This window comes from Gallaecimonas mangrovi (assembly GCF_003367375.1).
Lineage (GTDB): Bacteria > Pseudomonadota > Gammaproteobacteria > Enterobacterales > Gallaecimonadaceae > Gallaecimonas > Gallaecimonas mangrovi.
Genome location: NZ_CP031416.1, coordinates 1058401 through 1081916 on the forward strand (window position 1 = coordinate 1058401; position 23516 = coordinate 1081916).

A 23516-nucleotide genomic window follows, 5' to 3' on the forward strand; every position below is an offset into this window, starting at 1 on the left:
GCTAGATATTTTATGTTAATTAACTTATATTTCATGGAGTAAGCGCTAGGCATTGTCTGGCTGATATTAAGCCGACTCGATTGAAAACTGCATGATCAAAACATCAAAGCTTTTTACGGCATGGATAGTTCTTTGGCTGCTGTTGGTATGCGGCCAACTGTTTGCAAAGCTGCCTTCATCCCCCCAGCATTCGGCCTTAAGCCAACATAGCGCCACCAGCACAGCACCCTTTCACCTAACCGTGCTGGCAGAGCCTGCCAATGCCCGGGTACGGATAATGAACATTCGTGATAAATACCGCCCGGCAATGGTGCTGGCCCCCGGCCGCTACCGCGTGCAAGTGGATGCCCCTGGCTATCGCAGCCAACAGTTTTGGCTAACGGTGAAGGCTGGCCGGCCATCGCAACCGTTACATGTCGCCCTTCAGAGACAATAAGCATGACCAATAACACCGCAAGGGCGGCTAATAGCTATGCCAATCAATGGCTAACTGGCTTAACGTTTGAACTTGATGCCCGTGATGAACGCAGCTTCTCCCACGACCTAACCTCTTATGGTGTTTATCAGCTACGTGCCGAACGTAGCCGGGAGCGCCGTACGGGCAAACGCCAGCATGACTGCCGCAATGCCGGGGAGTGTAATCACCATTTAAGCGCCTTTGAACAAGGTAGCCAAAACGGTGAAAACAAAGCCTTAAATCAAAAGGTGCAGGCGATTATTAAGGGCGACCCTGTTGCCTCTTATTCCCTTAAAAAAGAGGTGGATAGCCGTACTCATAACTATGTCGAAAGCTGCAGCAGTTGCCATGGCCGCGGCGAGGTAGATTGCCACCGTTGCCACGGCCATGCGCAAGTGACTTGCCATAGCTGCAGCGGCCAGGGGCGTACCCGTTGCAGCAACTGCCATGGCGGCTATGTTACCGACGGCAATGGCCGGCGGCGCCATTGTGGCCAGTGCCAGGGTGGCTACAAGACCTGCTATAGCTGCCATGGCAGTGGCCGTATTACTTGCCCAAGCTGTAATGGACGGCGTGTTGAACGCTGCAATTCGTGCAACGGTACTGGCTATTTCACGATTTACTTAAGTTCTAGATTGTCGCTTTATGGCTCCCAGCAATGTAGCGGCGCTAACACCGCTGAGGTGCCCTGGCTTGGCGATTTTCTTGACGACAGCATTGCTGGCCGGTCGCCGCAGGCGCCTGTTAACCACGTTACCCAGTGGCAGCTTGATAGCTTTCGTTTTGAACAAACGCAGCGTTTTCCCTTTAAGTCGGTGATGCAGGGCACCTTGCAAACCACCACCAGCACCTTGGTGGTGGATGGCCAGTCTTATCAAGATTGCCGCTTTGTTGGGGTAACGACGGTGGCCTATCACTTGCGAGGCTGCTTTGACGCCACGCTTATTCGCGCCACAGAGAAGCTTAACCAGCACTTTGACGACGGTGACTGCAAAACGCTGTTTGCCGTGCCGGTGGCGGCTGCCACCGTTGAGTTGGTTACCAGCGACCGCTTGCCAAACGACCCGAGCTACCACAGCCGTGGTGTTACGGCCAAAGCCGCCAAAGCCCTTAAAGAGTGCTTTGTTCGCACCGGCAAGCGCTTTGATGAAGAGCGTAAAAACATTTCGTTAAAGCAGTTCGGCCGTGCCTTTGGTTTGCTCTTTTTGGCGCTATTACTGGCCCTTGCTGTTATCGACAGCGCCAGTGGCGGCCATATTCAGTGGCAGCGCTTTTCCAGCTTTAACCTGCTATTAGGCGCCATTAAGGGCGTTAGCCAGGCCGTTCACTGGGTACTTAGCGACCAGCCTTGGCCACTGATGGTGTTTTTGGCCATCAGCTTTTTACCGGCCATGGCCCTGCGCCAGTGGTTGGGCTCCAATCAGCTGTGGAAACCCTGGCGCCTTTTTGCTTGGTTTATGGGCACCGCCATCTTGTTAGGTGCCATTGTTATCTTGGCCACGGCTCAGCCGGGTATCAGCCACAGCTTTTCGTTGGCGCATTTATCAGCCAAGGGTGTGCTGGCGGGTATTTTCCGGGTTGCCGGAACGCGGCTTTTCGATGTGCTGATGCTGGCGGCATTACTGGCTATCTTTCGGGCGCGCCGCGCCACTTTCAGTGCCAACAAAAAACGGGTTAAGGCCATTGGTTCTTCGGCCCTTAGCCGCCTGCTTAACTACGAGTAATTGCCATGCTGAGTTTGGAAAAGTTTCATTTCGGTGAAAACCTGCATAGCCGCTATGGCGCGCTAAGAACGCTGCTCTGCGCCGGTGCGGGTTACTTGATTGTAGTTTACGGGCTCGACTGGTTACTGCGGCACATACCCGGCGCCATGGTGGCGCTGGTGTGCCTGGCGGCAGTGGTGGTGCTGGCGATACTGGCGTTTAACGTTTTCATGGGCAGTATTGCCATTAAAAATCAGAGCATACAGCAGCTTTATGGTGTGCTTATTGGCTACCTGCTGGCCAGTGAATTCAGCTACGGCTGGCGTGATACGCCCAATTTTTGGCTTTGGCTGGTGATAGGTGGCGGCGCCGGTTATCTGTTGCTGTTTCTTATCAATAAAAAAAGCAGCCTGATTGCCGCAGGCCAGTGCCTGTTAGGCACCTTGGCCGGGGTTTGGCTGCTGAGTCACTACATTAACGTTGCCGTTGATCTTTTATCTTTTTAGCGCGGCTTTATTTGGCAAAAAGTTCAGCGTTTAAAAATGGCGCCATGGCCAGGGTCAGCGCCAGTTGATAAGTGCTTTGGCGAGTGACCTGGTTACGGGTTAACAGCCCCATGGCGCCACCTTTATGCTTGATATTGGTGGTGCCAAAGAGTTTGTCGATAAGCGGCCCCAATTCTTCACCTTGTTTTAGCCCTTGGTAAATCACCGGCGGTAGCGGCAAGTTGGCGCTGCGGCCAACCGAGCGCTGCTGCGTGGTGGCGATAACCACATAAGCAAAGGTGGCCGGGCCGTCTTCAAACTCGTCAACGCCGCCTTCCATCGCCAGATAAAAATCAGCCTGATAATGCTGCTGGCACCAATTAACCCGGTTAATGGCGCCCTGGCGGGTTTCGCTACTGGTCATTGGCTGCTCGGCAACACCGGAAGGGGCTTTTACCCCTTCACATTGCAGCTGGCTATCTGCAAAAAAGGGCGCCAGCGCCGCTTTGGCCGCCGCTACCTTTACCGGGTTGGTCGACCCCACAATTAACTTTATGGCCTTGGTCATTGCGATTCCTTAAGTACTACTCGGCAAGCTTGGGCAGAAAACGGGTGTCCATCCAATATTGGCTGTTGTCGCGGGGGGCGAGCATCACCGTAACCACGTCGCGGTCCAAATAGGGCAACGGATCGAACCAGATAGCGTCACTTTTAAAAACGTGAATTTCCTGGGTAGCCGGATTTTGCCACTGGGCAAAAATAATAAAGGGGTGCTGGCCATTGCGGCTATAGCTTTCATCTTTTTCTGCCGAGGTGATATTGGCCTCAATAGCGCGGCCTTGGGTTTTTAACTTATCGATACTGCGGGTTTGGCGCACGGCGACGGCCCTGCCGCCCCAGCCAATAGCGCTAAAAACCACGCCGAAAATACTGCAGATAATGGGCACAAACCAAACCGACAAAAAACTGTTAATGCGGGCCTGCTCGGGTTTGCTAGGCAGGTAAATCACCTCCACCGAATCGCCGCGGTCGTAGGACGGCGGGTTAGAGCCGGAGTTGCTGATAAAAATATGGTTTTGGCCATATTGGTCTTTAAAGGCCACTTCGGGGTGATAGGTACCAGAGCCGTCGCTACTTTGCGAATAGTCCAAGTCGACAACCTGGCCGGGGGCGGTAACGGCGTGCTTTAAAAAAGTATGGGTGCTGTAGATGGAATAAAAAGTACCGGCCAGCATCAACAGGCCAATCACACTAAAAGCATTTAAGACACAACCACCTTTAGACATTTGTTTTTCTTCCTTGTGAACAAAGCGGCGGGCACCTTAACACGGCGGGCAAAGGCTGCCCATAACCGGCCGCCAAGCATAAAAAAAGCCCGCGCCTAGCGCGGGCCTTTTGCCAGTACAACTTAGTAGCCGACAGCTGCGCCCTGCGGGCGGCGAGAATCGTTGGCGCCATAGTAGTAACCGGGGCGAACTTTACCGGATACCGAGGCATCACTGACCTTGGAGTCTTTGAAGTTCTTCGCCCCCGGCAAACCCACCATAATGGCTTCGGCAGCGCCCCAGCCATGTTGCTCAACCATGTCGTAACCAGCGGCTTTGAGCAATTTCAAGGTGTCTGGAGAAATACCGCGCTGCTCGTAGAACACCTTGTCAGGCAGCCACTGCTGGTGAATGCGCGGTGCATCAACCGCCTCTTGGATGTTCATCCCGTAGTCAATGACATTCATCACTGTGGCCAGGGTAATGGTGATGATCCGTGAACCGCCCGGTGAACCGGTCACCAAGAAGGTTTTACCGTTTTTGGTGACGATGGTCGGCGCCATGGAAGAGAGCGGGCGTTTGCCCGGAGCAATGGCATTGGTTTTACCTTGCACCAGGCCAAACATGTTTTTGGCACCAATTTTCGAGGTGAAATCGTCCATTTCATCGTTCAGCCAGAAGCCGGCACCCGGTGCCATAACGCCGCTACCGAAACGGCCATTGATGGTGTAGGTGGTGGAGACGGCGTTGCCGTCTTTATCAATCACCGAATAATGGGTGGTTTGCGGCTTTTCATGGGGAGCAACGCCTGGGCCCAGGTCGGCTGAAGGGGTCGCTTTTACCGGGTCGATGGTGGCGCGGATCTTGGCGGCGTATGCCTTGCTTAGCAGCATTTTGCGAGGAATATGCACAAAGTCAGGGTCGCCCAGCAGGTTGTTGCGGTCGACATAGGCGTGGCGCATGGCTTCCACGGTGTAGTGAATTGCCTCGGCGGAGCCAAAGCCCATGGATTTTAAGTCATAGCCTTCAACGATATTGAGAATTTCACACATGGTGATGCCGCCGGAGCTGGGCGGTGGCGCAGAAATAAAGTCGTAGCCGCGGTAGCTGCAACGCACCGGTACCCGCTCTTTGGCCTGATAGTTGGCAAAGTCTTTGGCGGTGATATAGCCGCCGTTTTCTGCCGAGGCTTTTTCGATGGCCTTAGGAATTTTGCCTTTGTAGAAGGCATCGGGGCCATGCTTGGCAATGGCCTCCAGGGTTTTGGCCAGGGTCTTTTGCACCAAACGGTCGCCCGGTTGCAGCGGCGTTCCGTCGGGGCGCAGGAAAATTTTCGCCGCCTGTTTGTCGGAATGAATTTTCTTTAAGCTGCTGTCGATAACGTCGGTGTCACCGCGGGTAAGAATAAAACCGTCGCGGGCCAGTTTAATGGCAGGGGCCATTATTTGGGCGCGGGTTAACTTGCCAGAACCGTATTTGGTCAGTGCCATTTCCATGCCGCGCACGGTGCCGGGCACGCCTACCGCGCCGTAACCAAACAGGCTGGCACCTTTAATTAGGTTACCGGCTTTGTCTTGGTACATGTCAGCGCTGGCAGCGGCCGGCGCCTTTTCACGAAAGTCGATAAAGGTATCGGTGCCATCGGCCAGATGCAGGGTCATAAAGCCACCGCCACCAATGTTGCCGCAGCAGGGGTTAACCACCGCTTGGGCGTAACCCACGGCCACTGCCGCATCCACGGCGTTACCGCCTTCTTTTAGAATTTGAATGCCAGCCTCGGAAGCCAGACGCTGGGAAGACACCACCATGCCGTGTTTGGCTTCTACCGGGGGCAGGGAAGCGGCAAGGCTGGTAAGAGGTAAGGCCAAGGCTAACGCCAACAGAGGGCGCGCCAGCAATGTTCGTGAAAGGGGCATACAGACAGCTCCGGCGAGGTTTTAAGTTACTTCGATGTGTCTTTGTTATATCGAACTCGGTTAGCGATGTGAAACGCCTTGGCCACGAATTCCTTCAAAACATTAGCAAAATGCTAACGCCGTCAACACTTTGTTGGCTTGAGACTGGGCTTTATTAAGCGCACCCTGAAAGCCGCTGATGCTAAGGAGGTTGTATGTATATCGGATTTATCGGTCTGGGCACCATGGGTAAGCCTATGGCCAGTAATCTTGTGAAAGCCGGCTTTAAGGTAAAAGTGTGGAACCGCAGCCAAGAGCCGGTAGAAGCCTTAAAAAGCCAGGGGGCCGAGGTGGCCGCAAGCCCGGCAGATTTTGAAGACGTCGACATTCTGGTATCGATGCTTGCTGACGATGCCACCGTGTCTGCGGTTATCGTTGACGGCGGCGCCATGGCGGCGCTAAAAACCGGCGCCATTCATATCAATATGGCCACCATTTCGTTAAAGCTGGCCGAGCACTTGGCAAGTGCCCACCGACAGCAGGGCCACGGTTATATTGCCGCGCCGGTATTGGGTCGGGTTGATGTGGCAGAAGCTGGTAACCTCAATATTTTGGCGGCGGGCAAACCGGCGCTACTGGAGCAAGCCGAGCCGCTTTTTGCGGTGATGGGGGCGAAAACCTGGGTCTTTGGTGAAGAGGCAACCCAGGCCAATGTAGTGAAGCTTGCAGCCAATTTTTGCCTGTCCAGCGCCATTGAAACCATGGGCGAGGCCTCAGCTTTGGTGCGTGGCCACGGTGGCAGTGGTAAAGCCTTTTTGGAGATGCTCACCAGCACCTTGTTTGCTGCCCCGGCTTATAAAGGTTATGGCGGTATGATTGCCCAAGAGCGTTACCAACCCGCTGGTTTTAAACTCACCCTTGGCCTTAAAGACGTGCGCCTGGCGCTGGAAGCGGCGGAAGCGGCCCACGTGCCGATGCCTTTTGCCAGCACCATGAAAGACAATTATCTTGATGCCGTTGCCAATGGCGACGGCGCCCTGGACTGGGCGGCACTGGCCACCGTTGCCGCGCGCCGCGCCGGCATTAAGGGTTAGTCTGGGTAGACTTCCTGCACCACTTCCAGCCAGGCCTTGGCTGCCGGTGACAAAATAGCGCCCTTGCGCCAAATCACCGCCATGTTCCAGATGGTGTCGGGTTCGTCCAGCAGCACCGGTTTTACCTTCGGGTGAGGCCGCTGCTGGGCGAGCATGCGCGGCAAAAAGGCCACCCCAAGGTTGGCGGCCACCAGTTCGGTAATAAAGTCCACCTGGCTACTGTGGGCCGCCACCACCGGGTTAATTTGTTTGCGGGCCATCGCCTGCAGCAAGATGCGGTTCAATGAAAAACTGCGCTCAAACAAAATAAAGGGCGTTTGGCCAAGATCTTCAAAGGTTACGCTTTGCTGGCCCGCCAGCGGGTGGTCGGCCGGTAGCATCGCCACCAGGGGTTCACTGCTGACTTGGTGTAAATCAAAGTGCTCGGGCGCGGGCATTAAGGTGGCGCCCATTTCTATTTCGCCACTTTGCAGCAAGGCCTCTAAGCGGTCGCTGCCGTGCTCGACCAGGCGAATATCAATGCCCGGATAGTGCTTGCGATAGCGAGCAAATACCGGGGCATACACCAAGTGACTGCCCAGGGTCGGCAGGCCCAGTTGCAAGGTACCGCGTTTTAAGCCGCGAATTTCATCCAGCTCTGCCAGCATGTCGCTGCGTTCTGCCAGTATCCGCAGTGCCCGCTGGTACACCACTTCCCCGGCCGCGGTTAAGCGGCTTTGGCCGCCGTTTCTGTCCAGCAGTACGGTACCGGCTTCATCTTCAAGCTGCTTGACTGCCTTGCTGATAGTGGGCTGGGTGGAGTAGAGCTTTTTGGCGGCAAGGGAAAAACCACCTTGTCTGACCACCTCAACAAACGATACTAAGTTTCTGAATTCCATAACCATTCCATTTTGGAATTTTTATCATTCTATCAATTCATTTTAATCATGTTTTGCCCGGCAGTAAGCTTGATGTCAAGGAGAAACATCATGTCGCTGTTACACCTTCAACGCCGTTTTCGTTACGGATTCCACCGCAGTCGTTTACTGCAAATTTCTCTGCTGGTTGGCCTTTGGTTGCTGGGCCAGGAACTGGTCAAATTGACCGGGTTACCGGTGACGGGCGGCATTGCCGGCATGGTGGTGCTACTGGTACTGCTAGCCAGCCGTTTTATCAACATTAAATCGCTGCGGATGGGCGCCAATTGGTTCTTGGCCGAGATGCTGCTGTTTTTTGTGCCAGCGGTGTTGGCGGTGCTGGACCATCACGAACTGCTAGGACTGCTTGGCCTTAAAGTGCTGGTGGTGATTTTCGGCAGCACCTTAACGGTATTTGGCGTAACAGCGTTAGTTATCGACCTTTTTGTTCGTCTGCGAGCTCGAAAAAATGACAGTGCTTCATAGCGTCTTATTCCAAGGTTTTTGCTGGTCGGTATTAACCGTTGCTTTTTATCTATTGGCCAAACGCATTCACCGGCGCTGGCGCCGTGCCTGGTTAACGCCGCTGTTGGTTACTCCCATACTGCTGCTACTGCCGGTGCTGGTTTTGCATGTCAGTTACCACGATTACATTCGTGGCACCGGCTGGCTGCTAGCGCTGCTGGGTCCGGCCACCGTTGCCTTTGCGGTACCCATTTATGAAAAACGCGCCTTTATTCGCCAGTACTGGCAGGTGCTGGCCGTTGGTGCCGTTGCCGGTAGCTTAACCGCCATGCTTTCCAGCTGGGCGCTGGCGACGCTGTTAGGGTTACATGGGGCGCTGCGGCTAAGCCTTATTCCCCGCTCCATCAGCACGCCATTTGCCATGGCTGTTTCCGGCGATATTGGCGGCATTCCGTCACTGACCGCGGTATTTGTGGTGATAACCGGCGTTACCGGCGGGGTGTTTGGGGAAATTATCCTGCTGCGTATGAACATTCGCTCATCCCTTGCCAAGGGAGCGGCCATGGGAATGGGCGCGCACGGCGCCGGTACCGCAAAAGCCCAGGAACTGGGCCGAGAGGAGGGCACTATTGCCGGTTTGGTGATGGTGTTGGTGGGGCTCTTTAACGTGCTTACTGCCCCCTTGCTGGCTTGGTTACTGCATTAAAAGGCGCCTTGGGCGTCTTTTTTATGTTGGCCTTTATCCGCGCAGAAAACGCTAGGCACCTAAACAGCACCTTTAAAAACAACTGCTTGCTATTGTGGTTGCCAGAGTCGCTGGACTATAACTAGGGCTTAGATTTCTAAATGGAAAAGGAGTGACCCATGGCTAAAGCACCACAGACGTCTGCTGCGAACGGTAGCGCCCACGAACGTGTTGACCAGGCTGCGGCCAAGGCGCATGCCGCCATTGATAAGGCTGCAGAAATGGCCGGTAGCGGTGAAGAAAAACTTCATCACATTGCCGACGAAATGCGCAGCCAAGCTGAGCAAATTGCCGACAGTGCCAAGGTGCGCTCGAAGGAACTCACTGACGTTGTTAGCAGCTACACCCGCGAACACCCGGTGAAAACCCTTGGCCTGGCCTTTTTGGCCGGTGCGTTGGTGGCATCGCTGGTTCGCCGCGGATGAGCGAGAGTGAAGAGCCCAAAGCCGGGGCCTTTGATGCAGAGAGCCTCAAGGCCCTGGCTGCAGAGCATTGGCACTGGTTAGGCGACTGGCTGGATTTAGCGCAAACCGAAGGCCAGTTGGTGATTAGCAGCGCCGTGAAGATGCTGGCCTTTGGCGCGGCGGTAGCGCTGATGGCCGCAACGGGCTGGTTATTGCTGCTGGGGGCTTTCGCGGTAGCAATTTGGCAACTGGGCATGCCGCTGCCCTGGGTGCTGCTGATAAGCGCTTTTACCTGCATCGGCAGTGGTTGGCTGCTGTGGCGCGCCGCCTGTTACCAAGCCCGCCAACTGCGCTTTGATAAAAGCCTCAAGGCCTTGGGCCTTAAATCCTCCAAGTCTTAACCTTGCTTTTTCAATTTGGCATAGAGTGTGGTTCTGGAAATACCCAGTGCCTGCGCTGTGGCCGAGATATTGCCGTTATGGCGCTGAAGTGCCGCATTGATGGTTTGCTGTTCTGCTTGTTGCAGAGGTCCTGTCTGACGCTGCTGTTCCGGCGCTTGGTATTGTGGCAAGTGATCTGGGGTAATGGTATTGCCAGGGCCTGCCAGCACCGAGGCTAAATGCAAGGTCTGCTCTAACTCACGAATATTACCCGGCCAGTTTTGGCACTTTAACCAGCTAAGGCTTGCCTCATCCAGAGTGCAATGGCCGTGGCGCAGTAAAATGCTTTTTATCAAGGTGGCCAAGTCGCTGCGCTGGCGAAGGGCGGGCAGGGCGATCTGCACCCCTTTTAAGCGATAATATAAGTCTGCACGAAAGGCTTTTTGCGCCATCATCTGCGCTAAATCACAGTGGGTTGCGCTGATGATGCGAATGTTAAGGGGCCTTGGCGTTGAGCTACCCAAGCGGGTAACGGCGCGCTCTTGCAACACCCGCAACAAGCGGCTTTGCAGGGCCAGCGGCATGTCGCCAATTTCATCAAGCAGCAAGGTGCCGCCGTTGGCATCTTCCAAGCGGCCACTGGCGCCGCCTTTGCGGGCGCCGGTAAAGGTGCCTTCCTCATAACCAAACAGCTCTGCTTCAATCAGGCTTTCCGGCAGTGCCGAGCAGTTAATGGCCACAAAAGGGGCTTGCGGATCCCAAAGGTCGTGCAGGGCCTTGGCAAACACTTCTTTGCCGGTGCCGGTTTCGCCACACAACAGTACCGCAATGCCTGCCTCAAAGGCTTTGTTGGCAAAGGTAAATTGCCGCTCCAGCTCAGCATCGTCCCCTAACAGGGCCAGGCCCGACGGCTGCCTGGCTGCCACGTCGCTGTTGGCCTGGCCGTGGCGGCGCACCATCAAGCTGGTGCCGTCTTTAAGTGGCAATTTAAACTGCGACGCCGGGTTATTAAGGTCACTGAGTGCAAAAGGCAAAGCGCTAGCTTCGCCGCTCGCGGGCAGCGCCAGCATCTGCCGGGCATTGCTGGTGGCCGCCAGTAAGGTGCCGCTTGCTGAGAAAGCTGCCATGCCTTGAAAATGGGTACCCAGCAGCTGGGCATTGGGGTGCAGGCTATAGAGCCAGTGCTGGCGGTAGTAGTGTTGCAGCAGGCGGCTTTCCACCGCCATTACCGCTTGGCGCAGCTGCTCAAACACCACCCGGGTGTTGCGCTCGCCGATACCGGTAATATCAAGGGCGCCTGCCAGACGGCCATCGGCTTGGTAAATGGGAATGGAAACGCAGAAAAAACGCTCAAATTCCTTGAGGTAATGGTGGCTGCCGGTAAGGACAATGGGCTTTTTCTCCGCCAGGGTTAAACCGGGGGCGGTAGTGCCAATGTCACTTTCTAAAATGCGGGTGCCAATTTGTAGTGCACTGAGCGGTGAGAAATCAGTGTGATGGGAGCGGCAAACAATAACGCCGCCGCTATTGAGCCCCATTAATGCCCATTCCGGGCCACCAAATACCTCCCAAAGCCGCGCCAGTTCAGGCTCGATGCAAGCGGCCAGAATATGGTCGTCTTCCGTTAAGGGGCAATCGGTCACGGCGCTGTTGGCCATGTGATTATCCCAAGGGTGAATGCCGGCTTCTTTCGAGCGTTGCCAGGAGCGAGCTATGGCCTCGGGCAGCACATCACCCGGTAACGGCTCACCCTTGAGTAACAAACGCCGAGCATGGTCCAGCTCGTGATGATTCAAGTGGGGGGCTATCGGCATGGAAGGCTCCTGGCAGGATTGGTGAAATCGATCATGCCACAAAGGGAGCTTGGAAGGGGAGTGAACAGGGGAGGTTGAACACCTCCCCAAGTGGCAACTTAGCCAGCGATGCGAATGATAGGCTTCAGGGTGATGCCTTTTTCGCTGTCTTCAGCGGCCTGGTTGATGTCTTCAAAGCTGTAGAACTTAACCAGCTTGTCAAAAGCAAAACGGCCTTGCAGGTACAAGTCCACCAGTTGCGGGATGAATTTTTTCGGGGTGGAATCCCCCTCGACAATACCGCGAATGGATTTGCCGCCCAGCAGCACGTCGTTCACATCAAAGGTGCTGTCGGTGCCCAGTTTCGGTGCGCCCACCACCCCGATGGTGCCAAGCATGCCCAAGGCATCAATACCTTGACGCAGCACTTCTGGGCGGCCGGTGGATTCCACGGCAAAGTTAACGCCGCCACCGGTAATTTCCTTAATGCGTTCAACAGCATTTTCTTCCATGGAATTAATTACATGGGTAGCACCCAGCTCTTTGGCCAGCGCCAAACGTGACGGCACAACATCGGTGGCAATAATGGTGGTAGCACCCGCTACTTTCGCCGCCAGCACCGCAGACAGGCCAACGGCGCCTGCGCCCAGGGAAACAAAGCTCGAACCCGGAGTGACTTTAAGGGAATTAATCACTGCACCAGCGCCGGTTTGAATGCCACAGCCCAAGGGGCCAAGCAGCTCTAACGGCGCTTCTTTCGGGACTTTAATGGTGTTGCTTTCCAGGCTCAGGGCATAGGTGGCAAAGGAAGACTGCGCAAAGAAATGGTCGTGCAGCGGCTGGTCTTGCTCATCGACAATGGCGGTTTCGCCATCAAGGCCGGCACCGCTGAAGTTACGCGGGTAGAATTCTTTACAGTAAGCGGCATGGCCGTCGCCACACTGGTGGCAATGGCTGCAATAGCCGTAGGTCAGCACCACGTGGTCGCCAACTTGAATGTCTTTTACCTGTGGGCCAACGGCTTCAACAATACCGGAACCTTCGTGGCCCAAAATGGCGGGCAGCGGCACCGGGTAATATTGGTCGCGCACTATCATGTCGGTGTGGCACATACCGGTGGCCACCACCTTTACCAGTACTTCGTCGCCTTGTGGGCCACGAATTTTGGCGTTTTCGAGTTTAAAGGGCGCGCCTTTTTCACGGGTGACGGCGGCACGAATGTTTTTAAATTGCACGTTACTCATTGTTGTTTTCTCCGTTTTTATAATGGATAGGCGGGGGCTTGCCCCTTGATGGTTACCCACTGCCACTGGGTGAATTCTTCCCAGTTGGCAGGCCCGCCAATGCTGGTGCCGTTGCCGGATGCACCAACACCGCCGAAGGGGTTAATCACCTCGTCGTTAACGGTTTGGTCGTTGATATGCAGCAGGCCGGTTTGTAGCTGTTCGCCCAGCGCCATGGCGCGGCCCACATCACTGGAAAGCACGGCTGCTGATAAGCCGTACTCGGTGTCGTTCGCCAGGGCCACCGCTTCTTCGTCGGTGTCAAAAGGCACCACAATGGCGACCGGGCCAAAGACTTCTTCATGAAAGGCGGGGTTTTTAGCATCGATGTTGCTCAGCACCGTTGGCTCGAAAAAGAGCCCCTCATAGTGGCCGCCTGCTGCCAGTGTGGCGCCTGCTGCCACCGCCGCTTTTACCACCTCCGCAGCATGGTCACGCTGTTGCTGGTTAATCAGTGGCCCAAGGGCCACCTGGCCGCTGGCAGGGTCGCCAACCGGCAGGCTTTTGGCCTTGGCCACCAGTTTTTCGAGAAACTGCTCGTAAATGCCGCGCTGTACCAACAGGCGACCGGTGGACATGCAAATTTGCCCTTGGTGCAGGTAAACGCCCCAGGTGGCATTGGCCAGAGCGATATCGAGGTCGGCATCATCAAGAATGATCAGCGAATTTTTACCGCCCAGTTCCAGCGACACTTTTTTAAGGTGCTTACCGGCGGCTTCACCGACTTTGCGGCCGGCAGCGGTTGAACCGGTAAACTGGATCATGGCGATATTGGGGTCGGCCACCAGCGCCGCACCGGCGGCGCCGTCACCAGGCAATACGTGCAAAAGCCCCTCGGGCAGGCCCGCCAGCTCAAATAAGCGGGCAATGGCAAAGCCGCCACAAACACTGGTGCGCGGGTCGGGTTTCAGTACCACCCCATTGCCCACGGCCAACGCTGGGGCGACGGCGCGAATGGCCAAATACAGCGGGAAGTTAAACGGTGAGATAACCCCAACCACCCCCAGCGGTCGGCGGCGGGCAAGGCTCAAGCGGCCGTGGCTGGACGGTAATACTTCCCCCTGGCTTTTCGACGGTAGCGCCGCACTTTCATGCAGCACTTTAATGGCGATCGCGGTTTCGAATTCGGCTTTGGCTCTGACCGAGCCGCTTTCTTTGACAATCCAGTCAACAATGTCATTGAAGTGACTTTCGCCAAGGGCGGCAGCTTTTCTGAAAATGGCGGCGCGTTCGTCATAAGACAGCGCAAACCAGGCCTTTTGGGCTTGGCGGGCTTGCTGGCTGCTGGCACTGATTTGCGTGGCATCGGCCATGCCGATTTGGCCAAGGCTGTTACCGGTGGCCGGTTCAATCACGGTAGCGGCGGCTTGACTGCCGGCTTGCCATTGGCCGGTGAATAGACGTTCGTTCCAGACACTGGGGTCCAGAAATTTTGCTGTGTTCGACATGAGCTTTCCTCAATGTTCTTTATTGGAATTCGCTTTGCGTGAGTCTTAATGCTCGCTCGGGTAAGAGCAGAAGTCGTGCCATAGTGTGATCTAAGTCTTGTTTGCAAGATGGTGTTCAGTAACTGGACATTTTTGAGGTGCACTGTTCAATTATTGCGGTTAACTCAAGCTGAGCCAGGGGATTTGACGCTTGGCGAAAAGGCGCGCAAGTTGCTAAGTTAGAAAACAAATTTATGCGAAGGTTAAACGCCATGCTCGGCTTTAATGAAGCGAAGCGGTTGCAACATCAGCTTGCCGTTAAAGAGCAGCAGCTCGCGTTGCGGGCGCAGCAGTTAACGGTGGAGCGCCGCCTGGTGAAACGGGCAGGCTTAAAAATGCTTGCCAGGCCGCAAGCGCAGGTAACAGCGTTTTTAGTGGGCTTTATCTGGCGCTCGCCCAAAGGCAACATCACCAAAGAAATGGGCGCTGTGAGTTCATTGCTTTGGAACATTGCCGCAGCGGTTGGCAAGCAGCGGTTGACGCGCTGGCTCAATCAGTAAGGTGAATAAAAAACGCGGGCCTTGGCCCGCGTTTTTTATTGCCATTCACCCTTAGCCTAAATACTTCCAGCGCAGGGTTTCACCGGCCCGTAGCGGCACGATGATGTCTTTGGCAAAAGGCATTTCGGTGGGGACAACCCACTGCTCTTTGACCAGGGTAATGGTGTCGGTGTTGCGGGGGAGATCGTAGAAGTCGGCGCCGTTCATGCTGGCAAAGGCCTCTAACTTATCCAGCACCCCTAAGTCTTCAAAGATCTCGGCATAAAGCTCAATGGCGCCATAGGCGGTAAAACACCCGGCGCAGCCGCAGGCACTTTCTTTCGCGCCCTTGGCATGGGGAGCCGAATCGGTACCCAAGAAGAACTTTTTAGAGCCACTGACCACGGCGTCTTGCAGCGCTTGCTGGTGAATGTTGCGTTTAAGAATCGGCAGGCAAAAAAGGTGCGGGCGAATGCCGCCCACCAACATGTGGTTACGGTTATAGGCTAGGTGCTGCACGGTAATGGTGGCGGCGACGTTGTCGCCCTTGCTGGCCACAAATTCGGCGGCGTCTTTGGTGGTAATGTGCTCTACCACCAGTTTTAGGGTGGGGTGGCGTTCCAATAGCGGCGCCAGCACTTCGTCCAAAAAGATTTTTTCCCGGTCGAAAATATCCACATGGTTGTGGGTGACTTCACCGTGGATCAGCAATTTCATGTCGTTTTCGGCCAGCGCCTCAATAACGGCATCGAGCTTGGTGATGTCGGTAACGCCGGAATCAGAGTTGGTGGTGGCGCCCGCTGGGTAGAGCTTCACCGCCACCACTTTGCCGGTGGCTTTGGCCTCGGCAATCATTTGCGGGGTGGTGTTGTCGGTCAGATACAGCACCATCAACGGCTCAAAGTTCGACCCGGCCGGGCGCTGGGCCAAAATTCGCTCGCGGTAAGCCAATGCTTGCTCGGCATTCATTACCGGCGGCTTAAGGTTGGGCATGATGATGGCGCGGCCCATCTGCCGTGCCGTTGCTGGCACCGTGTGGGCTAACACATCGCCGTCTCTTAAGTGCAGGTGCCAGTCGTCGGGGCGGATGATGGTCAGGCTATCAGTCATGGCATTGGGTCCGAGCAGCTAAAATCGGCGCCATTATAGACAAGCCAGGGCGTAAAGTCTTTGCCATCACCGGCCCTATCTGAGTCTTTGCTGGGTAAACGCCATTAACTGGCTGGCGGGGTGGGCGCTCTGCGGCCAGTGCAAGGGACTGTTACAAAACTGGATGTTTGGATGTTTAGACGTCTATCTGTATAGTGGCGCTACTATCCCTTGATTTTGGTGCCTTTTTTCGCGCCAGTTTGTTTTAAAGGAAATCGCTATGTCTGGATTTAACCTGCCGTCTCGCGCTGACCATGTTGGCAGCTTTTTGCGTCCGGCTTACCTGCACCAAGCCCGTGAACAGTATTTTAAAGGTGAAATTGACGCCAAGGCGCTGCGCGAAGTGGAAGACAAAGCCATTCGCGAAGTGGTGCAGCTGCAAAAAGACGTAGGCCTGAAAGCCATTACCGACGGTGAATTTCGCCGTACCTATTTTCACGTCGATTTCCTGCGCCAGTTAGGCGGCGTTTACACCGACGAGCCGCGCACCCATAAACGGGCCGACGGCAGCGAAGAACTGACCCCGCCGCTGATTAAGGTGATTGAAAAGGTCCGCCACGTTAAAAATATCCAACTGGACGATTTTAACTTCTTAAAAGCCCTTAGCACCGAGCCGGGCCTCAAGCCGAAAGTGACTATTCCAAGCCCAACCATGCTGCATTTTCGTGGTGGCCGCGCTGGCATCGATGCCACGGCTTACCCCGAGCTTGAGCCGGACTTTTATGAAGACGTTGCCAAGGCCTACGGTGAAGAGCTGAAATCGCTGTATGACGCGGGTTGTACTTACGTGCAAATGGACGACACCAACCTTGCTTACCTGTGCGACGAGCGCATGCGCGAAGCGGCACGCCAGCGCGGCGATGACCCGAACGCGCTGCCGGCCAAATACGCCGCCTTTATTAACCGCGTGGTGGCCCATAAGCCACAAGGCATGACCCTGGCCATGCACCTTTGCCGCGGTAACTTCAAAAGCACCTACGCGGCCGAAGGTAACTACGAGCCGGTAGCCGAAGCGCTGCTGAGCCAAATGAACATTGATGCCTATTTCCTGGAATACGATGACGACCGTTCCGGCGACTTTAGGCCGCTGCGTTTTCTTGGCAAAGACAAAACCGTGGTGCTGGGGCTTATCAGCTCCAAATTTGGCCAGATGGAAAGCAAAGACGACATCAAGCGCCGGATCGACGAAGCGGCCAAGTACGCGCCGCTAGAGCAACTGGCTCTCAGCCCGCAGTGCGGTTTTGCCAGCACAGTGCACGGCAACGACATCGCCTTTGATGAGCAAAAAGCCAAGCTGGAACTGGTGGTCGATATCGCCCGGGAAGTGTGGGGCGAATAACCCTATAAAAAACGGCGCTTAGGCGCCGTTTTTTATACCAAGCCAGCCCCGTGCGTTTTAATCGTAATAGCGGGTTAGGGTTAGCGCCTGCCAGTCGGTGTTGAAGCCAGCTAGCGCCTGTTCTGGCAAGCTCAGTAGCAGGCCGCCATCACTTTGGTGCAGCAGATGCAGTAGCGGCTTATGGCCTTCGGGAAGCCAGTTTTGCTCGACAGGTGCCAGTTGTGGCAATAGGCCAAAAGCACCACTTCTGCGCTCATCGCTTAATGCCTTGGCATCTGGTTGTAAGGCCGCTGGTAGTGTCGCCAGCGCCGGGCCAAGATCGCCTGCGGGTAATTGCTGCCTGGATTGCCAGGCAATCGCTACCGGCTCCGGGTAACCCTGAACATCAGCACGGCATTCCTCTGAATGTAATTGCCACTGTGGCATGGGCTGCCAGCCTTGGGGGCTTGCCGGCAACTCTGGCCAATAAAGCGCCGTGAGCCGCTGGCGAACTACATTGTCACCATCCCTTTCGTTATTAACCGCGTCATCTATGGGAGCGGGGTCAACAAAGACCTGCAATAGCCCAAAAGGTGGCAATGGATGCGGGCCGGGCAGGGCGTCAAAATGCAGCTGACACAATAGCCGCAGTTCGGGCGCAAGGCTCGGGGCCGTGGCACTTGGCAGCCAAGGTTTGCCACCCCAGTGACTTTGCCAAGGGTGCATCATGGTGGTGGTACAGGCCCGATAACTCAAAGGCAAGTCAGTAAAGCTGGCTTTAAGGGCCTCTATACGTTGGCACGACACTAAGGCTTGGTTGAAAACAGTCTGGTAATGGGCACTGTCGGCCATGTCTTCTGGCGCACCTTCGCGGGTTTCCGTGGCGGCCAGTAGGGCGAGATAAGGCGCGGCGCGATATTGCTTGTTCTGTAACTGCGATGCGTTATCTGCGGCTTCGGGGTAGAGCTCGGTGATCCGCAGCCTGACATCCTCGACGCGGCCCGGATCGGCTCCCATGGCCAGTAGCCATTGGGTTGCCAGAGCACTGGGACTGGGTTTGGCAAATAGTTGCTGCAAGGCGGTGCGACCCTTTGCATCTTCAACGTCGGCTGCCAGGCCCTCTGCTAACAGCGCGCTAAGGCCCGCTTGCTGCTCGATAAAGTCGTCATCGCTTTTAATTTTCTTAATGCTTTGAAACCAGATATTGCTCATCAATAGCGTTGAACTCCTTTTCATCACGGCTGCTATGGGTCAGCCGCAGCACCATAACACAAAGGGCGACCGGTATTTCCCTGGCATTTAACCTCGGCCCAGGGGCGTTTGTTAGCCGCCGTTTTCAGTATGAAAGGCACTCTTGAGTGCCTTTTTTATGGCCATAATAAGGAAATGAACCTCTAGATGCTTGGATGTTTAGACGTCTAGATGTAACATGCCAATATACGCTTGGGTAACGCTGTTACCCATAACAGGTTGTACTGACAAGGATTTTTATATGTCTACTGGTTACCCTTTCTTTCGCGCCGACCACGTTGGTTCTTTTTTACGTCCGCCCCATCTCAAACAAGCCCGCGGCGATTTCGCAGCCGGTACCCTTAGCCGCGAGCAGTTAACGGCCATTGAAGACGCTGAAATTAAAAAGCTGGTTGATGCGCAAATTGCCGCAGGCGTGCAGGCGGTTACCGACGGCGAACTGCGCCGGGCCTGGTGGCATTTTGATTTTCTGGAAAACCTTGAGGGCGTTGAAGGCTATGACGCCGACAAGGGCTATTCCTTTAAAGGTGTGGAAACCAAGGCTCACCAGGTGCGGGTAACCGGTAAGATAGATTTCAATGCCGAGCATCCACATCTGGCGCACTTTCAGTTTTTAAAGGACGTGGTAGCAGACCGGGCGGTGGCGAAAATGACCATTCCCAGCCCCAATATGCTGATGCACCTTAATATTCGCCAAAATCCCCATTACGACAGTTTGCAGCAGTACAGCACCGATCTGGGCCAGGCATACAAAAAGGCCATTGCGGCTTTTTACCAAGCCGGTTGCCGCTACCTGCAAATTGACGACGTGTTCTGGGCCTATCTGGCCGATATCAACGCCGAAGCCAAGGAAAAAGAGGCCGGTTACGACCTGGCCGAGGTGATTGCCAGCTGTGCCCGCACCCTGAACATCGCTCTTGAAGACAAACCGGCCGATATGAACATTTCCATGCATGTATGCCGGGGTAACTTTAAATCTACCTGGATTTACCAGGGCGGCTATGACGCCATTGCCAAAGCCTTGGGGCAGGTGAAAGTGGATGCCTTGTTCTTGGAATATGACGACGACCGCTCCGGCAGCTTTGCGCCGCTGCAGCACATTCAGGACCAAAAAGTGGTGCTGGGCATCGTTACCTCGAAAGTGGCCGATTTGGAAGACCAAGCGGCCCTTAAAGCCCGCATTGAAGAGGCGGCCCAGTACCTGCCCCTTGAGCAGTTAGCGCTGAGCCCGCAGTGCGGTTTTTCCTCCACCGAGGAAGGTAACGCCATTACCGAGGCCGATCAGTGGGCCAAGCTGAAACTGATTAACGAAACCGCGCGGTCGGTTTGGGCCGACGCCTGATAAAAAACGCCGCTTAATGCGGCGTTTTTTTATGGCAGCATCTCGGGACGAAAACGCTCGCGGCGGCTGATAATGTCGCCGGCCACCATAAACTCACCATTGCCCCGGTAATGCAGGGTTTGCGGGTTATCAATGTCGCTAGCCAGGGCGCGGACGATTTCAAAGATAAAAAAGTGGTAGCTGTCGACCAGGGCGTCGTCATAAAGCGCGCACTCAAAGTGGGCAACGCATTGGTCGATAAGTGGCGCTGCCACTTTTTGGGCGGGGCTGGTGGTTAGGCCAAAGGCGGCAAATTTATCGGTATCGCGGCCCGAGCTGTTACCAATATCCACCACGGTATCGGTCAGGTCGGTGGTGGGCAGATTAATAACACATTGGCGGCTTTTCTTAATCAGCTGGTGGCTGTAATTGCCTGCACTTATCATCAGCCCCACCAAGGCGGGCGAAAATTCAAGAATGGTTTGCCAGCCCAAGGTCATCACATTGCGCTCACCACGGTACTGACTGGTTACCAGCACAATAGGGCCGGGTTCCAGGTAGCGCCTTGCCTGTTCGCAGGGAAATTCCTTCTTCACCTTATTCATTACTCACTCCTGATGGTTAGCTGCTGTCAGTGTACGTCGCCAGGCTAACGCGGGGTAATGGCGGCTAGTGCGACTTGGTCCTTTTCGCTAATGGGCACGTACAGCAGCAAACGCTCGCCATCGCGGCGAAGGCCAGGGGTGCGGCGGCGGCCAACTTGCGGTAAAGCTAAGCGTTTTGGGTCAAGGCTTTAATGGCGCGATCGCAAAAACGCGGCTAGCCCCTTGGCTCTGGGCGCTTTTGTGTCAGTATCAACGGCCATGAGTTACCGCACACGGGTGCTTTTTATACCAGGATGAGCAAGCACCGGTAGCAGGCTAATTAGCCGGTCACCCTGCCAGTCTCGACGATGTTTAACGAGGAATTTTGATGAAAAGCGTCCAGCAACCGGCTCTGCATCTGCCCGGCATTTTGGTGTTGTTAACAGGGCAACTTCTGCCGTTGGTGGATTTTTCCATTATCAATGTCGCCTTGGCGGCGATCAGCAAAAGCCTTGATGCCAGCCACACCCAGCTAGAGCTAGTGGTGGCCATTTATGGTGTCGCCTTTGCGGTCTGTTTGGCACTCGGTGGCCGCCTGGGCGACCGCTTAGGGCGGCTTAGGCTTTATTTGTGGGGCGTGGCCTTGTTTGGCCTGGCGTCGCTGCTGTGCGGCATTGCCATCAATGTGCCGATGCTGCTGGTTGCCCGCCTTTTGCAAGGCGCCGGGGCGGCGCTGATGGTGCCGCAAATTCTGGCCATTATTCACGTTTGCCTCAAAGGCGAGGCGCACTCCAAAGCCATTGGCGCCTTTGGTTCGGTTGGCGGTGTTGCCTTTATTGTTGGCCAGGTGCTGGGCGGCTTGTTGGTATCGCTGGATATTGCCGGTCTTGGCTGGCGCACCATCTTTTTAATCAATATTCCGTTTTGCCTGTTTATTCTTGCTACCGCCAAACGCTGGATCCCGGAAACCCGCAGCCCCCATGCACCGGGGCTTGACCTCAAGGGCACGGCGCTGCTGGCGGTGGTTATTTTGTGCTTGCTGTTGGCCACCGCCATGGGGCCGGTGCTGCACTGGCCGTTTTGGAGCCAACTGATGCTGGTGGCGGTGCCGGTGGTGCTGGCCGCTTTGTGGCAGGTGGAAAAACGCCAACCCTGGCCGCTATTACCCCCCAGGCTGTTGGCCCTGGGTTCTATGCAGTTTGGGCTGATGCTGGCACTGCTGTTTTTTGCCAGTTGGAGCGGCTTTATGTTCGTGCTGGCGTTAACGCTGCAAGATGGCGCCGGTCTTAGCCCAGCGCAGTCGGGCAATGCCTTTATTACCTTGGGCGCGGCCTTTTTTGTGATGGCCATGCTCAGTGCCAGGCTCAATAAAAAGCTCGGTAAGGTGGCGACGCTGGTGATGGGGTTTGCTATTCAAATCGTTGGGCTGGTGGGGTTAATTGAGACCCTTGGCCATTATTGGGCCAGCGTTGGGTTACTGACCTTGGCGCCAGCCACCGGCCTGATTGGTGCTGGCCAAGCCTTGGTGGTGAGTGGCTTTTATCGTATTGGCCTTGGCGAAGTCGAAGCCCATGATGCCGGCGCCGGTAGCTCCATGTTATCAACGGTGCAGCAAGCTGCCCTGGGCCTTGGCCCGGCGCTGTTTGGCGCGCCATTTGCCTGGCAGTTGGCGGCCAGCCAAAGTTACCCCCAGGCCATGACCCTGGCGCTTGAAATCGAAATTGTGGCGATGCTGGTGCTGGTAAGCTCAGCGCTGGTGTTTGGCCTTCGCCAGCGGCGGCGCTTGGCGCTGGATTAAAAAGGGCGGCCACATGGCCGCCCTTTTTATGGCTTAACACTGGCCGCGTAATCTTCAGCAGCCTTTAACACCCGCAGCGCATTGTTGCCCCAAATGTCGGCAAGGTCGGCTTTGCTATAGCCGGCCTTTAACAGCCGGGCGCTTATCTTGGGCAGGGCACTGACATCCATCATGCCGTTAACACCGCCGCCGCCGTCCCAGTCGCAGCCGATGCCCACATGTTTGGGGCCGGCCACTTTTAGGATGTGTAACAGGTGGCGCATAAAATCGTCAAAGTCGGCGTGAACCGGTGGGTACTTGGCATCAATGGCGTGGCGCTTGGCCTTAAAGTCGGCCAGTTGCTCGGCCGTGGGGTTACTCAGGCTTTCAAAGTGCTGGTAAAGGGCGGTAAGGGCGGCTTTTCGCTCAGGGTTAGCTGGCAGCGCCTTTAGGTAACTGCTGTAGGAATTAACCTGAATAACGCCGCCACTTGCCGCCAGTTTTTTTATCAGTGCGTCACTGGCGTTACGGGGATGGTCGTAAATAGCTTTTGACGCCGAGTGCGACAACATAATGGGGGTTTTCGACAGCGCAATCATTTGTTCGGTTACCGCGTCTGACGAATGGGAGCCGTCCAGCACAATGCCCAGCTGATTTGCCTTGGCCACCAGTGCCTCGCCTAGTGGCGACAGGCCATGCCATTTTTCGCCGTCCGGATCGGTGGCGCTATCGCCGAACTGATTGTTTTTAAAATGCACCGGCCCCACCATCCTAAGCCCCATTTTATAAAAGGTGGTTAGCAGGCTGATGTCTTCCCCCAAGGGGTAGGCGTTTTCCATGCTGATAAACACCACCTTTTTACCGGCCTTGGCAATGGCGGGCGCCTCGGCCGGGTTGGTGGTGAAGGTAAATACCGCCGGGTGAGTATCAACCATTTTATGAATGGCCATGGCCCGCAGTAAGGCGGTGTCGCGGCTTTGCTCAAAGCCGGCTTGGGTGAGCGGCCCTTGCGGGCTGTAAATGGCCCAAAAGCCGCCATCAAGACCGCCTTCATTCATTTTGGGCACATCCACCTGGCTGTCCTGCGGGCTGTGGCGCGCCATGATGTCAAAGCCGGGCTCAACCAGGTGCGCCGGGGTATCAAGGTGGGTATCAAGGGTTAAGAGCTGCTGATGCAGCGCCAGTACTTCATCTTGGCTAAGTGCCTTGGCAACGGGGCTTAACCCCATTGCCAGGCCCAGAGCACAGACAGCGAAAAAGCGATTCATCTCAAGGCCTCCTTACC

Annotated in this window: 23 protein-coding genes and 1 pseudogene; 12 read left to right on the forward strand and 12 right to left on the reverse strand. The window is 55.5% G+C overall.

Features of this window, described 5'->3' with window-relative positions; genetic code table 11:
* Positions 1-91: 91 nt before the first annotated feature.
* The 3 genes from DW350_RS04975 to DW350_RS04985 are packed head-to-tail and all read left to right on the forward strand — an operon-like array spanning position 92 to position 2666.
* Positions 92-436 carry a carboxypeptidase-like regulatory domain-containing protein gene (locus tag DW350_RS04975; protein WP_115717817.1) on the forward strand — a complete coding sequence of 115 codons (345 nt, stop codon included), beginning with the start codon at positions 92-94 and terminating at the stop codon, positions 434-436.
* A 2-nt stretch (positions 437-438) separates the two neighbouring features.
* A complete protein-coding gene (locus tag DW350_RS04980) occupies positions 439-2181 on the forward strand; it encodes a hypothetical protein (protein ID WP_115717818.1) in 1743 nt (580 codons plus the stop codon).
* A gap of 5 nt (positions 2182-2186) precedes the next feature.
* Entirely contained in the window at positions 2187-2666 is a 480-nt protein-coding gene (locus DW350_RS04985; protein WP_115717819.1) for a hypothetical protein, read from the forward strand.
* Positions 2667-2673: 7 nt separating this feature from the next.
* Here DW350_RS04985 and yjjX read toward each other — a convergent pair whose 3' ends face one another.
* The 3 genes from yjjX to ggt all read right to left on the reverse strand — a co-directional run bounded on the left by yjjX (position 2674) and on the right by ggt (position 5826).
* Complete coding sequence (gene yjjX, locus DW350_RS04990) at positions 2674-3213, reverse strand: inosine/xanthosine triphosphatase (protein ID WP_115717820.1); 540 nt, start codon at positions 3211-3213, stop codon at positions 2674-2676.
* A 16-nt stretch (positions 3214-3229) separates the two neighbouring features.
* Positions 3230-3931, reverse strand: coding sequence for a DUF3592 domain-containing protein (locus DW350_RS04995; protein ID WP_115717821.1), 702 nt, complete (start codon positions 3929-3931; stop codon positions 3230-3232).
* Positions 3932-4053: 122 nt separating this feature from the next.
* Positions 4054-5826 (reverse strand): gamma-glutamyltransferase, encoded by a 1773-nt coding sequence (gene ggt, locus DW350_RS05000; protein WP_115717822.1) that lies wholly within the window; start codon positions 5824-5826, stop codon positions 4054-4056.
* A 194-nt stretch (positions 5827-6020) separates the two neighbouring features.
* Here ggt and DW350_RS05005 point away from each other — a divergent pair, with 194 nt between their 5' ends.
* The gene (locus DW350_RS05005) at positions 6021-6899 is read left to right on the forward strand and encodes an NAD(P)-dependent oxidoreductase (protein ID WP_115717823.1); all 879 of its coding nucleotides are present in this window, start codon (positions 6021-6023) and stop codon (positions 6897-6899) included.
* Here DW350_RS05005 and DW350_RS05010 read toward each other — a convergent pair.
* Positions 6896-7777: a LysR family transcriptional regulator gene (locus DW350_RS05010; protein ID WP_115717824.1), complete on the reverse strand. Its 882-nt coding sequence runs from the start codon at positions 7775-7777 to the stop codon at positions 6896-6898. The genes DW350_RS05005 and DW350_RS05010 overlap by 4 nt on opposite strands.
* 90 nt (positions 7778-7867) lie before the next feature.
* Between DW350_RS05010 and DW350_RS05015 the strand changes: the two genes are divergently transcribed.
* The 4 genes from DW350_RS05015 (at position 7868) to DW350_RS05030 (ending at position 9810) form a co-directional block, all read left to right on the forward strand.
* Positions 7868-8281, forward strand: coding sequence for a CidA/LrgA family protein (locus DW350_RS05015; RefSeq protein WP_115717825.1), 414 nt, complete (start codon positions 7868-7870; stop codon positions 8279-8281).
* Complete coding sequence (locus DW350_RS05020) at positions 8265-8966, forward strand: LrgB family protein (protein ID WP_115717826.1); 702 nt, start codon at positions 8265-8267, stop codon at positions 8964-8966. The genes DW350_RS05015 and DW350_RS05020 overlap by 17 nt, the downstream gene beginning before the upstream one ends.
* Before the next feature lie 158 nt (positions 8967-9124).
* Complete coding sequence (locus tag DW350_RS05025; RefSeq protein WP_115717827.1) at positions 9125-9430, forward strand: hypothetical protein; 306 nt, start codon at positions 9125-9127, stop codon at positions 9428-9430.
* A complete protein-coding gene (locus DW350_RS05030; RefSeq protein WP_115717828.1) occupies positions 9427-9810 on the forward strand; it encodes a hypothetical protein in 384 nt (127 codons plus the stop codon). The genes DW350_RS05025 and DW350_RS05030 overlap by 4 nt, the downstream gene beginning before the upstream one ends.
* Here DW350_RS05030 and DW350_RS05035 read toward each other — a convergent pair.
* The 3 genes from DW350_RS05035 to DW350_RS05045 all read right to left on the reverse strand — a co-directional run bounded on the left by DW350_RS05035 (position 9807) and on the right by DW350_RS05045 (position 14313).
* Positions 9807-11603 (reverse strand): sigma-54-dependent Fis family transcriptional regulator, encoded by a 1797-nt coding sequence (locus DW350_RS05035; RefSeq protein ID WP_115717829.1) that lies wholly within the window; start codon positions 11601-11603, stop codon positions 9807-9809. The genes DW350_RS05030 and DW350_RS05035 overlap by 4 nt on opposite strands.
* Positions 11604-11701: 98 nt before the next feature.
* Positions 11702-12826 (reverse strand): NAD(P)-dependent alcohol dehydrogenase, encoded by a 1125-nt coding sequence (locus tag DW350_RS05040; RefSeq protein WP_115717830.1) that lies wholly within the window; start codon positions 12824-12826, stop codon positions 11702-11704.
* A gap of 17 nt (positions 12827-12843) precedes the next feature.
* A complete protein-coding gene (locus DW350_RS05045) occupies positions 12844-14313 on the reverse strand; it encodes a benzaldehyde dehydrogenase (protein WP_115717831.1) in 1470 nt (489 codons plus the stop codon).
* A 233-nt stretch (positions 14314-14546) separates the two neighbouring features.
* Here DW350_RS05045 and DW350_RS05050 point away from each other — a divergent pair, with 233 nt between their 5' ends.
* A complete protein-coding gene (locus DW350_RS05050) occupies positions 14547-14852 on the forward strand; it encodes a hypothetical protein (protein WP_152032937.1) in 306 nt (101 codons plus the stop codon).
* Positions 14853-14903: 51 nt separating this feature from the next.
* Here the strand turns inward: DW350_RS05050 and pyrC are convergent, their stop codons facing one another.
* Positions 14904-15941, reverse strand: a complete 1038-nt coding sequence (gene pyrC, locus DW350_RS05055; protein WP_115717833.1) for a dihydroorotase — start codon at positions 15939-15941, stop codon at positions 14904-14906.
* Positions 15942-16200: 259 nt separating this feature from the next.
* Between pyrC and DW350_RS05060 the strand changes: the two genes are divergently transcribed.
* Positions 16201-17319: a 5-methyltetrahydropteroyltriglutamate--homocysteine S-methyltransferase gene (locus DW350_RS05060; RefSeq protein WP_115717834.1), complete on the forward strand. Its 1119-nt coding sequence runs from the start codon at positions 16201-16203 to the stop codon at positions 17317-17319.
* 57 nt (positions 17320-17376) lie between these two features.
* Here the strand turns inward: DW350_RS05060 and DW350_RS05065 are convergent, their stop codons facing one another.
* On the reverse strand, positions 17377-18510 hold the full coding sequence (locus DW350_RS05065; RefSeq protein ID WP_192954814.1) for a YwqG family protein: 1134 nt from the start codon (positions 18508-18510) through the stop codon (positions 17377-17379).
* Positions 18511-18790: 280 nt separating this feature from the next.
* Between DW350_RS05065 and DW350_RS05070 the strand changes: the two genes are divergently transcribed.
* Positions 18791-19891: a 5-methyltetrahydropteroyltriglutamate--homocysteine S-methyltransferase gene (locus DW350_RS05070; protein ID WP_115717836.1), complete on the forward strand. Its 1101-nt coding sequence runs from the start codon at positions 18791-18793 to the stop codon at positions 19889-19891.
* 29 nt (positions 19892-19920) lie between these two features.
* Here DW350_RS05070 and DW350_RS05075 read toward each other — a convergent pair whose 3' ends face one another.
* Positions 19921-20475, reverse strand: a complete 555-nt coding sequence (locus DW350_RS05075; protein ID WP_115717837.1) for a flavin reductase family protein — start codon at positions 20473-20475, stop codon at positions 19921-19923.
* 86 nt (positions 20476-20561) lie between these two features.
* Positions 20562-20735, reverse strand: a pseudogene (locus DW350_RS19600) (hypothetical protein); the annotation flags it as partial.
* 107 nt (positions 20736-20842) lie between these two features.
* On the opposite strand from DW350_RS19600, the gene DW350_RS05085 reads away from it, so the two are divergent.
* Positions 20843-22252 (forward strand): MFS transporter, encoded by a 1410-nt coding sequence (locus tag DW350_RS05085; protein WP_115717838.1) that lies wholly within the window; start codon positions 20843-20845, stop codon positions 22250-22252.
* A gap of 26 nt (positions 22253-22278) precedes the next feature.
* Here DW350_RS05085 and DW350_RS05090 read toward each other — a convergent pair whose 3' ends face one another.
* Positions 22279-23499 (reverse strand): membrane dipeptidase, encoded by a 1221-nt coding sequence (locus DW350_RS05090; protein WP_115717839.1) that lies wholly within the window; start codon positions 23497-23499, stop codon positions 22279-22281.
* Positions 23500-23516: the final 17 nt, after the last annotated feature.

Bases quoted from the DNA above. Each gene is read 5' to 3' on its own strand.
- DW350_RS04975 (WP_115717817.1), top strand. From the start codon at position 92: ATGATCAAAACATCAAAGCTTTTTACGGCATGGATAGTTCTTTGGCTG.
- DW350_RS04980 (WP_115717818.1), top strand. From the start codon at position 439: ATGACCAATAACACCGCAAGGGCGGCTAATAGCTATGCCAATCAATGG.
- DW350_RS04985 (WP_115717819.1), top strand. From the start codon at position 2,187: ATGCTGAGTTTGGAAAAGTTTCATTTCGGTGAAAACCTGCATAGCCGC.
- yjjX (WP_115717820.1), bottom strand. From the start codon at position 3,213: ATGACCAAGGCCATAAAGTTAATTGTGGGGTCGACCAACCCGGTAAAG.
- DW350_RS04995 (WP_115717821.1), bottom strand. From the start codon at position 3,931: ATGTCTAAAGGTGGTTGTGTCTTAAATGCTTTTAGTGTGATTGGCCTG.
- ggt (WP_115717822.1), bottom strand. From the start codon at position 5,826: ATGCCCCTTTCACGAACATTGCTGGCGCGCCCTCTGTTGGCGTTAGCC.
- DW350_RS05005 (WP_115717823.1), top strand. From the start codon at position 6,021: ATGTATATCGGATTTATCGGTCTGGGCACCATGGGTAAGCCTATGGCC.
- DW350_RS05010 (WP_115717824.1), bottom strand. From the start codon at position 7,777: ATGGAATTCAGAAACTTAGTATCGTTTGTTGAGGTGGTCAGACAAGGT.
- DW350_RS05015 (WP_115717825.1), top strand. From the start codon at position 7,868: ATGTCGCTGTTACACCTTCAACGCCGTTTTCGTTACGGATTCCACCGC.
- DW350_RS05020 (WP_115717826.1), top strand. From the start codon at position 8,265: ATGACAGTGCTTCATAGCGTCTTATTCCAAGGTTTTTGCTGGTCGGTA.
- DW350_RS05025 (WP_115717827.1), top strand. From the start codon at position 9,125: ATGGCTAAAGCACCACAGACGTCTGCTGCGAACGGTAGCGCCCACGAA.
- DW350_RS05030 (WP_115717828.1), top strand. From the start codon at position 9,427: ATGAGCGAGAGTGAAGAGCCCAAAGCCGGGGCCTTTGATGCAGAGAGC.
- DW350_RS05035 (WP_115717829.1), bottom strand. From the start codon at position 11,603: ATGCCGATAGCCCCCCACTTGAATCATCACGAGCTGGACCATGCTCGG.
- DW350_RS05040 (WP_115717830.1), bottom strand. From the start codon at position 12,826: ATGAGTAACGTGCAATTTAAAAACATTCGTGCCGCCGTCACCCGTGAA.
- DW350_RS05045 (WP_115717831.1), bottom strand. From the start codon at position 14,313: ATGTCGAACACAGCAAAATTTCTGGACCCCAGTGTCTGGAACGAACGT.
- DW350_RS05050 (WP_152032937.1), top strand. From the start codon at position 14,547: ATGCGAAGGTTAAACGCCATGCTCGGCTTTAATGAAGCGAAGCGGTTG.
- pyrC (WP_115717833.1), bottom strand. From the start codon at position 15,941: ATGACTGATAGCCTGACCATCATCCGCCCCGACGACTGGCACCTGCAC.
- DW350_RS05060 (WP_115717834.1), top strand. From the start codon at position 16,201: ATGTCTGGATTTAACCTGCCGTCTCGCGCTGACCATGTTGGCAGCTTT.
- DW350_RS05065 (WP_192954814.1), bottom strand. From the start codon at position 18,510: ATGAGCAATATCTGGTTTCAAAGCATTAAGAAAATTAAAAGCGATGAC.
- DW350_RS05070 (WP_115717836.1), top strand. From the start codon at position 18,791: ATGTCTACTGGTTACCCTTTCTTTCGCGCCGACCACGTTGGTTCTTTT.
- DW350_RS05075 (WP_115717837.1), bottom strand. From the start codon at position 20,475: ATGAATAAGGTGAAGAAGGAATTTCCCTGCGAACAGGCAAGGCGCTAC.
- DW350_RS05085 (WP_115717838.1), top strand. From the start codon at position 20,843: ATGAAAAGCGTCCAGCAACCGGCTCTGCATCTGCCCGGCATTTTGGTG.
- DW350_RS05090 (WP_115717839.1), bottom strand. From the start codon at position 23,499: ATGAATCGCTTTTTCGCTGTCTGTGCTCTGGGCCTGGCAATGGGGTTA.